The organism is Sporosarcina sp. P29 (genome assembly GCF_002743265.1).
Taxonomy (GTDB): Bacteria; Bacillota; Bacilli; order Bacillales_A; family Planococcaceae; genus Sporosarcina.
Genome location: NZ_PDYX01000001.1, coordinates 155,457 through 167,696, shown reverse-complemented (window position 1 = coordinate 167,696; position 12,240 = coordinate 155,457). Strand labels below are relative to the sequence as shown.

The following is a 12,240-nucleotide window of genomic DNA, read 5'->3' as shown; positions in this document are numbered from 1 at the left end:
TTAAAAAACCCACCTGAACAAGAGGTGGGTTTCTTCTTGGAGGAATTTCAAATGAACAACATGGAAAAAGTTTTTACGTATTATGACAATCATGCGGCGGCTACTGAAGGATTGTATTTGGATGCGGTGTTGGAAGCTAGTGAAAAGTGGCTCGATCAACCGTCAGCGGTAGACTTACAAGATCCAGATAAAGAGGAAATTCGTAAAGGCATTCAACTAGCCTTATTAAAAGGATTGAAGCAGTCCACACAAGCTCATCACCAAATGACTCCTGATACAATTGGCTTTTTGATGGGCTATCTAGTCAATAAATTACTAGACTCAACTCAGCCTGTCACGTTATTGGATCCCGCAGCAGGAACAGGGAACTTGTTGTTTACAGTATTGAATCAATACAAAGGTTCCGCTTCTGCCAGTGCAGTTGAAATCGATGATGTGTTGATCCAAATTGCTGTAGCGACAGCCAATTTATTGGAGTTGCCGGTATCATTTTATTTACAAGACGCGCTTCGTCCGTTACCTATTGATGTAGTCGATGCGGTAGTGAGTGACTTACCTGTAGGCTATTATCCTGACGATGAAGTCGCTTTGGATTATGAACTAATGGCACCTGAAGGCCATGCTTTCTCTCATTATTTATATATTGAGCAATCTATGCGCTACGTGAAGCCGGGTGGTTATGGATTATTCATCGTACCTTCGAAGTTGTTGACTGCTGAAGGGGCAGAACCCATTTTGAATTTTGTCAAAGAACATAAATTATTGAGAGGCTTGCTTGAATTGCCTTCTTCATTATTTGCGGATCAGCGTTTCGCGAAAAGTATTTTATTATTACAACAACCGCCAAATGAAAACTTTGTCTTGCCGGACGTATTGTTAGCGAAAATACCTGAGCTTGGCAATACAACCGCTATGCAAAAGTTCTTCGATAAACTTAGTGCATGGATGGATGAAGAAGAGGAGTGACGAAAAGTCACTTCTCTTCTTTTTTAATTCGTGAATATATTAGCGGAAAGATAGTACAGATCCATGAATTCCATTGCTTTTAAAATTGTTAGATACTATAATAAATTCAAACGTTCTACGACGTAATTATTTTAAGGGGTGGGTATTTATGCCGAAGATTTTGTCGATAAATGCAGGCAGTTCTTCTTTGAAGTTTCAATTGATTGAAATGACGAACGAAGAAGAAATTACTAAGGGGTTATTCGAGCGAATTGGTTTAGAAAAATCGGTTTTCACAATGGCAACTGCCGAAAAGAAAATCGAAAAAGTAGTAGATGTTACAGATCACTCGATGGCAGTTGAGATGCTTTTGGAGCATTTACTCAGTGAGGGAGTCGTTTCATCCTATGATGAGATTGACGGAATCGGTCACCGTGTTGTTCATGGGGGAGAACTTTATAGTGACTCAGTATTAATTACAGATGAAGTGGTCGAGAGACTTGAAGAAATTTCAAGCTTCGCACCTCTGCATAATCCAGCAAACATTGTAGGAATTAAAGCTTTTGAGAAAGCGCTACCAAACACACCTTCAGTTGCAATCTTTGATACAGCATTTCACCAGACGATGCCTGAAAAAGCATTTTTGTATGCGTTACCATATGAATACTATGAAAAATACGGGATTCGTAAATACGGTTTCCACGGGACGAGCCATAAATACGTAACGGAGCGTGCTGCAAAGATTTTGAATAGACCACTTGAAGATACACGTCTAATCTCTTGTCACTTAGGTAACGGCGCGAGTATCGCAGCAGTTAAAGGTGGTAAGTCAGTAGACACGTCTATGGGCTTCACTCCGTTAGCAGGAGTAATTATGGGCACGCGGTCAGGTAATATTGATCCGGCTCTTATTCCGTATATGATGGAGCGTACGAATGAATCAGCTGAAGAAGTCGTCAACACGTTAAATAAAAAATCAGGACTACTTGGAATCAGTGGATTTTCAAGTGACTTGCGCGATATTACGGAAGCTGCAGAACAAGGCAACCACCGTGCGCAATTGGCTCTGGACGTCTTCACAGATCGTATCCACCAACACATCGGACAATACGCAGCTGGAATGGGTGGAGTGGATGCAATCATCTTCACAGCAGGGATTGGCGAGAATAGTGCAATCGTTCGTGAAAAAGTAATGAACGGATTGGAATTCATGGGTGTCTACTTTGACCCAAGCCTTAACAACATCCGTGGTGAAGAAGCGTATATCAGCTTCCCGCATTCACCAGTCAAAGTACTGATCATCCCAACAAACGAAGAAATCATGCTAGCACGCGACACTGTGCGCATCGCGGAAATTCCGGTACCAGTAGAAGCAGAGAAAGTAGCAGTTGAATAAATCACACAAAATCCCGACCGTCAGAATTCTGACAGTCGGGATTTTTTAAGAAATCGTAAAAGCATTACTTAGAACGTTGATCAACGGCGTCTACCGCCAACACTTGATAGGCAAGAATAAAAAAGACTGCCACAAGAAATCGAATGAACGACTCCTTGGACAGTCTGTAGTTACTCATTAGCCTTGTAGATGTTCCGGTGTACGTACAACTAGTACATCACATTTCGCAGAACGCACGATATTCTCGGAAACACTTCCGATTAAGAAACGTTCTACACGATTTAGACCTGTAGCACCACAGATAATTAAATCTGCATTAAGTTTCTTAGCGATATCGCGTGGGATCAACGTCTTAGGAGAACCGTATTCTACGTGGATCTCCACATTTGCAACGCCCGCTGCGACAGCTTCATTACGATAATCAGTTAACAACTCTTCAGCGTATTTCTGCGCACGCTCAGCGATTGAACGATCATACGCTTCAACTGCTGCGTAAGAACGTGTATCAATAATATTGATCAAGTGAAGAGTTGCGTCGTTACGATCTGCAATGGCGATCGCTTTCTTGAAAGCCCATTTCGCCTCATCTGAACCATCCACGGCTACGATGATGTCTTTGTAAGTAAGTGCCATAATTACCACTCCATCCTTAAAATTAAATTCTTTCTACACTATTCTTATTCTACGTAGTTTTATAATAGTCCTTCTTTTTTGTCGAAATGTTTTATCAAAATTTAGAAAATGAAGTTTGTATGGAATAACATTGAAAAAAAGAGGTAAATCTAGCTATTTTCTGATAAGATTAAATAGTCATGAATCGACAATGAGATAATGAAAAATGAATGAAAAGAAATTACAATTCTAGGAGGATTTTGCATGCGTATTGGTGTTCCAAAAGAGATTAAAAATAATGAGAACCGAGTGGCAATAGCCCCTTCAAGTGTACTAACTCTACTAAACGCTGGTCATGAAGTATTAATTGAAAAAGGTGCTGGAATCGGTTCGAGTTTCCAGGATGAAGAGTATCAAGAAGCAGGCGCGACAATCGTAGATTCTGCCGCTGAAGTATGGGAAGCGGATATGGTACTGAAAGTTAAAGAACCTGCAGAGTCAGAATATCAGTATTTCCGTGAAGGATTAATTCTATTTGCGTATCTTCATTTAGCACCAGAGTTAAAGTTAACACAAGAATTGCTTAATAAAAAAGTAACAGCAATTGCTTATGAAACAGTTCAACTTCCTGGCGGTGGCTTACCTCTACTAGCACCAATGAGTGAAGTAGCGGGCCGTATGGCAACGCAAATCGGCGCACAGTACTTGGAAAAAACGAAAGGCGGCAAAGGGATTTTGCTTGCTGGAGTACCGGGTGTATCACGTGGGAAAATCACCATCATTGGTGGTGGACAAGCTGGTACAAATGCTGCACGTGTGGCAATCGGAATCGGTGCACACGTAACGATCTTGGATCTATCGGTTGAGCGTGTACGTCAGCTTGATGAGATTTTCGGAGAGCATATTCAAACATTAGTATCCAATCCGTTTAACATCGCTAAAGCAGTAAAAGATGCAGATTTGGTAATCGGTTGTGTTCTGATTCCAGGTGCAAAAGCGCCAACTCTCGTAACAGAAGAAATGGTGAAATCCATGGGCCCTGGCTCTGTAGTCATTGATATTGCGATTGATCAAGGTGGGATTTTCGAGACATCGGACCGCGTTACAACACACGATGACCCAACGTATACGAAACACGGTGTTATTCACTACGCAGTAGCGAACATGCCAGGTGCAGTTCCACAAACATCTACCATGGCACTGACAAACGTGACGATCCCTTACGCTCTTCAAATCGCTAACAAAGGCGTCAAAAAAGCATGTACAGACAACGAAGCACTACGTAAAGGAATTAACACACTAGCTGGAAAAATAACGTACAAAGCAGTAGCAGAAGCGCAAGAGCTGGATCACGTAAACATTGAAGAAGCACTAGAAACAATCTAAACTAAAAAGGACCACTACATAAAGTAGCGGTCTAGGACTGAAGACAAACCCCTGCATTGGAGTTTGTCTTCAGTTTTTTTCTCTTCATATTGCTTATTCTGCGATAATCTTCAATTCTTTAGGGAACTTCGTTAACACTTCGACACCATCTTTGGTTACATACAGATCATCCTCAATCCGCACACCCGTGATTGCTGGATCATATATACCTGGCTCAATGGTGAAGACCATACCTTCTTGAAGTGGCATATCATTCGTGCCTGTTAAAGAAGGGAACTCATGAACAGAAATACCAAGACCGTGTCCAATACGGTGCGGGAACAATTTTCCGTATCCTGCTTCTTCAATGATGGACCGTGCCGCATGATCAACTTCCCGAGCTAATGTGCCAGGACGTACTACATCAATAGCTGCTTGTTGTGCTTTCTTGACCGTCTCATAAATTTTACGCTTTTCTTCTGTAGGCTCGCCAAAGGCAATCGTACGCGTGATGTCAGAGCAGTAACCTTTATACACAACACCTAGATCAAATAAGATGAAATCCCCTTTTTCAATTCTCTTATCTCCTGGAATACCATGAGGTGAAGCGGTTTTTGTACCGGAAACGATAATGGTATCGAATGACATCTTCTCTGCACCTTTTTGTTTCACAGCCTGTTCTACAGCTTGAACTATTTCTAGTTCGGTTTTTCCTTCTGCGATTTCATTGCAACCTACTTCAATTGCATAATCTGCCAATTCAGCTGCTTTACGTAAATGCTGAAGTTCCACATCATTTTTGATTAGACGATTATTTGCCAGTATATCATCCAGCTTTGCGAATTGTAGGGCAGGGAAACGCTCTTGCAGTATTTCGAATCGATCAACAGTTAGATGTTCTTTTTCAATTGCGAGCAATGAACATGTAGAAATCCGTTCCGTTATGGCTTCATCTAAAAATTTGAACGCATTATCTGTATCCTTATAGCCGATAGCATCATACTGCCAACCAATTGCTTTTACATCGGCCACTTCCATAGCTGGACAAATAATAAATGGGTCCGCTTCTTTGAAAACAACTACAGCTAGTAACCGCTCGTGGGGATCGCTGCGGAAATCAGTCAGATAAAATATATTATCTGGATTCGTTATGAGTGCGGCATCAATATTATGTTTCTCTAAGAAATCTTGTACTTTTTGAATGTTCGTCAAATTATTTCCTCCTCCGTTTTGGTTAGTATAACAAATAAGAGGGTTTTAAGCTGTTTTGCAGAAGGTATAGAGAGAGTAGGTAATTAAAAAGAGGAGTGTGATCGTTGTGAAAATCTCATACCATGGTCATTCGATCGTAAAAATTGAGACAAAAGGAAAGACGATATTAATCGATCCTTTCATTACAGGCAATAAATTAACAGATCTACAAGCGGAAGAGGAAAAACCGGACGTGATTTTACTAACGCACGGACATAATGACCATGTAGGCGATACGATGGATATTGCTAAAAGGGAAGACATACTAGTCGTAGCACCAAATGAATTAGCCGTATACCTTGGATTCCAAGGATTGAACACGCATGGAATGAACATTGGTGGAGCAAAAGAGTTTGATTTTGGTACCGTGAAATATACACAGGCATTCCATAGTTCTTCCTATACAACGGAAGATAATGAGATTATATATACAGGTATGCCAGCGGGGTTACTATTGACGATAGAAGATAAAGTAATCTATCATGCAGGGGATACTTCACTGTTTAGTGATATGAAACTGTATGGGGAAGATGGAATTGATGTGGCGTTCTTACCGATTGGTGATAATTTCACGATGGGTCCTAAAGATGCCGCAAAAGCAGTCGAGTTGCTGAAACCGAAGCTAACTGTTCCGGTTCATTTCAATACTTTCCCACCAATCGAAGTGGATCCTGAAGACTTCAAGTCACTCGTAACGAATTATGAAGTGAGAATAATGGAACCAGGGGAATCAATCGAACTGTAAAATGTGAAATGAAAAATTACGGTCTAAGGCGCATTGTTCGTGTCTTAGACCGTTTTTTTTATGGTTTTATGGTATGATTATCAAAAAGCCGAAACCTTAAACTAGGTCGAAGAAAAAGGTGAAATCATGTCAACTAAACACGAGCAGATTTTGCGTTATATCGAAAGCTTGGCCGTGGGAGAAAAGATCTCCGTCCGCCAAGTTGCGAAAGTATTAGAAGTCAGTGATGGAACCGCTTACCGAGCGATAAAAGAAGCGGAAAATCAAAAACTGGTGAATACGATTGAACGTGTAGGTACAATCCGAATTGAGAAAAAGAAAAAAGAAAATATTGAACGCTTAACATTCGCGGAAGTCATCAACATTGTAGATGGCGTCGTGCTGGGTGGACGGGATGGATTACATAAAACATTAACGAAATTTGTAGTGGGAGCCATGCAACTTGAAGATATGATCCGCTATATCGATGCAGGCAGTTTATTGATTGTAGGAAATCGTTTGAAAGCGCATGAAATTGCGATTAAAGCGGGGGCAGCTGTACTTGTTACGGGTGGCTTCGATGCGACAGATGAAGTGAAGCAGCTAGCAGACGAAATGAATTTGCCTGTGATTTCAACAAGTTACGATACTTTCACAGTAGCGACTATGCTAAACCGAGCGATTTATGATCAGTTGATTGAAAAAGAAATTTTGCTTGTTGAGGATATTTTAACGCCACTGGCCAGTACAGTGACATTATCTCCTGAGGATTCAGTCGACCAATTTTACGAAGTCAATCATCAAACATCGCACTCAGCCTACCCTGTAGTAAAATCTGATGGCACATTAGTAGGAATTATTACGTCCCGCGATGTTGTGAGCAACCCCGATGTAGAAACTATTGGGAAAGTTATGACGCCAGGGCCAATCACTGTAAACGGAAAAATGAGTGTGGCATCAGCAGGACACAGTATGATTTGGGAAGGTATTGATTTAATGCCTGTCGTTAATGATGCTGGAGTCCTCGAAGGGATCATCAGTCGTCAGGATGTCCTAAAAGCATTGCAAATGACGCAACGTCAACCGCAACAAGGGGAAACCATTGACGACATTGTCAAAAACCAAATGAAAGCCATTGCCAATTCACCTGAAAAAATCGAGTTCGCTGTGGTGCCGCAGATGACCAATCAATTTGGTTCATTGTCTTACGGAGCGATGTTGACGATTCTGACGGAAGCAGGCAGTCGTACGATTAAGCTTCAAAAACGCGGCGAAAGTGTGCCTGAGAATGTGACAATCTATTTCATCAAACAAGTGCAACTTGGCGCAACGGTAACAGTGGAGCCAAAGATTATTCACTTGAGTCGCCGATTCATCAAACTAGAAATCGAATTAACGTCAAACGACGGAATTGTAGCGAAAGCTATGGGGACTTTCCAGCTTTTTGAGAAATAAAAAAGCTGACGTCAATTGACATCAGCTTTGTTTAGTTCACGTTCTTCAGCTACAAACTGCTTATAATGTTTCTGAGCATTAAAGTTAAATATGGCCACATATCCACCGAATAAAATGAATATAGCTGACACGATATAGGTTAGTACGCCATCAAATATGAGCAATTGATTAATTCCGAAGAAGATCAATAGGGCACCAAGTGCTGTGCCGGCCAAACTTGCATACATCTTTTTACGGATGGGAAACATATGGCTTGTGCGGAATTGTCGTGTTTTGAAAACAAAATAGAATACGCCTGAAGCGACGATACCAAATACAAAAATAAAATTAACCATTTCCATCAAAAAAGCCTCCAATACATACAAAATAACCTACTACCTAACAGTAGAGGTTCATTATATATTGTAGCGGCTTTTACTGGGAAATGCGAATACTTGTACAGGAACCTGGGGGAATATACATGAAACGACAAATCATTGACACAATTGAAAAATACGAAAAAATCATCATCCATCGTCACGTCCGACCGGATCCAGATGCATATGGATCACAAATGGGGTTGAAAGCACTTATTGAAAAGAACTATCCCCAAAAACAAGTACTTGCAGCAGGAACACATGATGAATTATTAGGCTATTTAGGGGAACCAAATACAGTGACTGAAGCTGATTACGAAGGAGCTCTCGTCATCGTCACCGATACAGCGAACACGGATCGCATTGACGGATCATTTTACAACAAAGGTTCATTTTTATTGAAAATCGATCATCACCCGAACGAAGATCCATATGGCGATGAGCGATGGGTGAATACAGATGCAAGTTCTTGTTCAGAAATGATCTATACACTGTATGAAGAAGGTCAAGCGTCATTCGGTTGGGAAATGTCTCCGGAAGCGGCACGTTTTTTATTCGCAGGAATTGTGGGAGATACAGGCCGCTTTATGTTCCCGAGCACAACGGAAAAAACATTTGAAGTTGCCAGCTCATTGATCAAGCAACCTTTTGATCGCACGAAATTATTCGCGGGAATGTATGAGATGGATCGTAAAATCTTGCATTTGCAAGGATATATCTACCAAAACTTTACGATTGATGAAAATGGTGCGGCGTATATTAAATTAACTCAAGACATTTTGGAACAGTTCGATGTCACAGTGTCTGAGACGTCTCAACTAGTAGGGTCACTTGGAGATGTGAAAGGAATTTGTGCATGGATTATCTTTATTGAAGAGAAAAATCAAATCCGTGTCCGCCTACGTTCGAAAGGTCCAGTCATCAATACGTTAGCGATGCAGCATAATGGTGGCGGTCATCCATTAGCCTCAGGCGCTTCCGCATACTCATGGACAGAAGTAGATGAAATTATCGTCAAACTGCAAGAACTTTGCAGAAACTATTAAGCAGAGCTGAGGGATTGAAATGAACCTGATGTATCCGCAAATCGTAACGGGCGCAGACTTATTGCGTGGAATTGTAAAGTTAGATGAACTGGCTCCTCTTTTGCAAAAAAGAGGGGCTTCTTCTGCTGCGATCGTCAACAGTAAATTATATGGTGTTCGATCATTTAGTAAAATGTTAGTGAAATACGGTATCCGACCGGTAATTGGTTTGTCCGTTATGTTAGAAATCGAAGATCATGAAGTGCTTTTATATATATATGCACAAGATGAAATAGGTTTTTCCAATCTAATGAAAATGAGCAGCGCCATTTCGACACGTGAAGAAGAAAACTTGCCGCTTAACTGGCTTCAAGCCTATAGAGAAGGGTGCATCATCATATGTGCGATGACGGATTCTTCATGGGCGAACGCGCGTAACCTCCATGTATTACAGTTGCTGATGGAGAAAGTTTCTAGCGCTTCTACATTTATCGGGATTAGCCGGCCGGGTGGAGGGGCACACACCGACGAAGAGGCAATCATTCAATTGAGTAAAGAAAGTCAATTGTCTATAGCGGCTTGTCAGGAAACACGCTTTCTCTACAAAGAAGACTTTCAAGCGTATGAAGTCGCAACAGCTATTCGTAAAGGCTATAAATTGAATGATTCAAAAAAGCCACCCAATCGTTATCGACAAGCGTATTTGCCTGAACAACAAGAACTTTCGGATTGGTTCACGGATTATCCAGAATGGTTACAAACAACGGAAAACATTATGAATTCCTGTGACGTAGCTATCCAGAAAGAAGATTTTTTACTTCCGAAGTTTCCTGTAGTAGATGGCAAAGTACCTATTGATTTGCTGGAAGAAAATTGCCGGACAGGATTGCAACAACGCTTTCAGACGTTATCTCCAGAATACGAAGAACGGCTGCGCTATGAATTATCGATTATAGAACAGATGGGCTTTACAGATTACTTCTTAATAGTGGAAGACTATGTGCGTTATGCGAAAACAGAGGGAATCCTAGTTGGTCCGGGACGAGGGTCTTCAGCAGGCTCTTTAGTCGCGTTTGCACTGGGTATCACAGAAGTAGATCCCATTAAATACGGCTTATTATTTGAACGCTTCTTGAATCCGGAGCGAGTGACGATGCCCGATATCGATATCGATTTTGCCGACCATCGCAGAACAGAAGTGGTAAATTATGTGGCAGATACATACGGTAAACAATATGTCGCACAGATCATCACATTCGGTACACTTTCAACGAAAGCCGTTGCTCGAAATGTGGCCAGAGTGTTGGATTTCACACCTGAAGAAGTTCGATTCATGTCCAATGAATTGAATAGTGGACAGTCATTTAAGGAAACCATCAAGCAGTCCAAGAAATTACGTGACTGGATTCAAGTAGAGCCGCGAAGAGAGATGTGGCAACAAGCCGCTGAACGTTTAGAAGATTTACCGAGAAATGCATCCACACATGCTGCGGGTGTTGTACTTGCCGCGAAACCGCTTGTTCATTATGTCCCATTGCAAATTGGATCGGATGAAGTCTTCCTAACGCAGTGGGCGATGAAGGATGTAGAAGAAGTCGGTTTATTGAAGATGGACTTCCTTGGATTGCGAAACTTAACATTACTCGATAGAATTCGTGCCATGATTCAATACAATAAAAAACAGGTTATTGACTTCGAACAGATCCCACTCACTGATCAAGCAACCTACAAACTATTTAAAGCAGGAGATACAACAGGAATTTTCCAGTTCGAATCACCAGGCATGCGTCGCGCCCTACGAACGATACAGCCAGATAACTTTAAAGATATTTACTCAGTCAATGCGTTGTATCGTCCAGGCCCTATGGAGTTTATTCCGCTGTATAGCCGTCGGAAAAATGTACAAGAGCCGACTGTTTATGACATTCCGGAGCTCGAACCTATTCTAGCTGAAACGTACGGCATCATTATCTATCAAGAACAGATTATGAAAATCGCGGTGAATATTGCGGGCTTCACTATGGCGGAAGCCGATCTTCTGAGACGAGCCATTAGTAAGAAGAATCAGCAAGTGCTAGAGGAAGAAAGACAGCACTTTATTGCCGGAGCACGTAAAAAAGGATTTGATCAAGTGAAGGCAAATAACGTCTATAACTTGATCGTTAAATTCGCAGATTACGGATTTCCAAAAAGCCATGCTGTGGCGTATTCACTGATTTCGTATCGCTTGGCATTTTTTAAAGCCAATGAACCGACATATTTTTACGCCGCGTTTTTATCTTCTTTAACAGGAAGTAAAGATAAGACGATGGAAGTGATCCGTGAAATGAAAGCAAAAGGTATTCCGATACTACCCCCATCTGTCACGAAAAGCCGCTATTCACATACAGTGGAAGGACATGCGATTCGTCTGGGTTTAGGTGCTATAAAAGGTGTCAATTTCGCCTTCTACCAGCAATTGGCTACTGCCCGTGAAAAGGGGAGGTGGTCTTCTATGTTTGACATGGCCCTCTCACTAGGAGCGGATCATTTTACAGAAAAAGCGATCATCCCGTTAATTAAAGCAGGTGCGCTTGACGATTTTAATGAAAGGCGTTCAGTGCTCCTTGCTTCCATAGATGCCGCTCAATCCCATGCGCTCTTCATAGGGGATGATGCATTAAGCGATCAGTTTCAATTTAATTCGCAACCGAAATATACACCGGGTGGCACAATGGATCAAATGACTATGCTTGGTTTTGAACATGATACATTAGGATTTTATTTGTCTGAGCATCCTGTAGAACAATTGAAGCGGAATGCATCTAGTCAAATACCAGCCATTGCGTCTCTATTTTCTTTGCGTCAAGGTACCAAAGTGGACTGTATGGGGATTATTTTGTCAATCAGACGAATTCGTACTAAAAAAGGTGAGGCTATGGCGTTTCTTACGTTACAGGATGAGACTGAAGAAATTTCCTGTACCGTATTTCCGAAACAATATGCACAGATTAGCGTCCAATTAAAAGAGGAAGCATTTGTTCAAATTTCAGGAAGCATTGATTTCCGAAATCAATCCGTTCAACTCATAGTAGAACAGTTATTGCCGCTTAGTTTCTCAGGAGAATGAAA

Annotated in this window: 10 protein-coding genes; 7 read left to right on the top strand and 3 right to left on the bottom strand. The window is 41.4% G+C overall.

What is annotated here, in order from left to right:
• The first annotated feature begins 51 nt into the window (after nt 1-51).
• Both CSV68_RS00760 and CSV68_RS00755 read left to right on the top strand, forming a co-directional pair.
• Nucleotides 52-966: a class I SAM-dependent methyltransferase gene (locus CSV68_RS00760; protein ID WP_099661241.1), complete on the top strand. Its 915-nt coding sequence runs from the start codon at nt 52-54 to the stop codon at nt 964-966.
• Nucleotides 967-1,114: 148 nt separating this feature from the next.
• Nucleotides 1,115-2,341: an acetate kinase gene (locus CSV68_RS00755; RefSeq protein ID WP_099661240.1), complete on the top strand. Its 1,227-nt coding sequence runs from the start codon at nt 1,115-1,117 to the stop codon at nt 2,339-2,341.
• Nucleotides 2,342-2,518: 177 nt separating this feature from the next.
• Here CSV68_RS00755 and CSV68_RS00750 read toward each other — a convergent pair whose 3' ends face one another.
• Nucleotides 2,519-2,974: a universal stress protein gene (locus tag CSV68_RS00750; protein WP_099632805.1), complete on the bottom strand. Its 456-nt coding sequence runs from the start codon at nt 2,972-2,974 to the stop codon at nt 2,519-2,521.
• A gap of 243 nt (nt 2,975-3,217) precedes the next feature.
• Between CSV68_RS00750 and ald the strand changes: the two genes are divergently transcribed.
• On the top strand, nt 3,218-4,339 hold the full coding sequence (ald, locus tag CSV68_RS00745) for an alanine dehydrogenase (RefSeq protein ID WP_099632806.1): 1,122 nt from the start codon (nt 3,218-3,220) through the stop codon (nt 4,337-4,339).
• Between the two features lie 93 nt (nt 4,340-4,432).
• Here the strand turns inward: ald and CSV68_RS00740 are convergent, their stop codons facing one another.
• Nucleotides 4,433-5,530, bottom strand: coding sequence for a M24 family metallopeptidase (locus tag CSV68_RS00740; RefSeq protein WP_099632807.1), 1,098 nt, complete (start codon nt 5,528-5,530; stop codon nt 4,433-4,435).
• 106 nt (nt 5,531-5,636) lie between these two features.
• Between CSV68_RS00740 and CSV68_RS00735 the strand changes: the two genes are divergently transcribed.
• Together CSV68_RS00735 and CSV68_RS00730 are read left to right on the top strand one after the other, a co-directional pair.
• On the top strand, nt 5,637-6,314 hold the full coding sequence (locus CSV68_RS00735) for a metal-dependent hydrolase (RefSeq protein WP_099661239.1): 678 nt from the start codon (nt 5,637-5,639) through the stop codon (nt 6,312-6,314).
• Nucleotides 6,315-6,440: 126 nt separating this feature from the next.
• Nucleotides 6,441-7,748 (top strand): DRTGG domain-containing protein, encoded by a 1,308-nt coding sequence (locus CSV68_RS00730; protein WP_099632809.1) that lies wholly within the window; start codon nt 6,441-6,443, stop codon nt 7,746-7,748.
• A gap of 11 nt (nt 7,749-7,759) precedes the next feature.
• On the opposite strand, the gene CSV68_RS00725 is transcribed toward CSV68_RS00730, so the two are convergent.
• Entirely contained in the window at nt 7,760-8,089 is a 330-nt protein-coding gene (locus CSV68_RS00725; RefSeq protein WP_099632810.1) for a YtpI family protein, read from the bottom strand.
• Between the two features lie 119 nt (nt 8,090-8,208).
• Here CSV68_RS00725 and CSV68_RS00720 point away from each other — a divergent pair, with 119 nt between their 5' ends.
• Together CSV68_RS00720 and CSV68_RS00715 are read left to right on the top strand one after the other, a co-directional pair.
• Nucleotides 8,209-9,150, top strand: a complete 942-nt coding sequence (locus tag CSV68_RS00720) for a DHH family phosphoesterase (protein WP_099661238.1) — start codon at nt 8,209-8,211, stop codon at nt 9,148-9,150.
• A gap of 19 nt (nt 9,151-9,169) precedes the next feature.
• The gene (locus CSV68_RS00715) at nt 9,170-12,238 is read left to right on the top strand and encodes a DNA polymerase III subunit alpha (protein ID WP_099661237.1); all 3,069 of its coding nucleotides are present in this window, start codon (nt 9,170-9,172) and stop codon (nt 12,236-12,238) included.
• Nucleotides 12,239-12,240 lie beyond the last annotated feature (2 nt).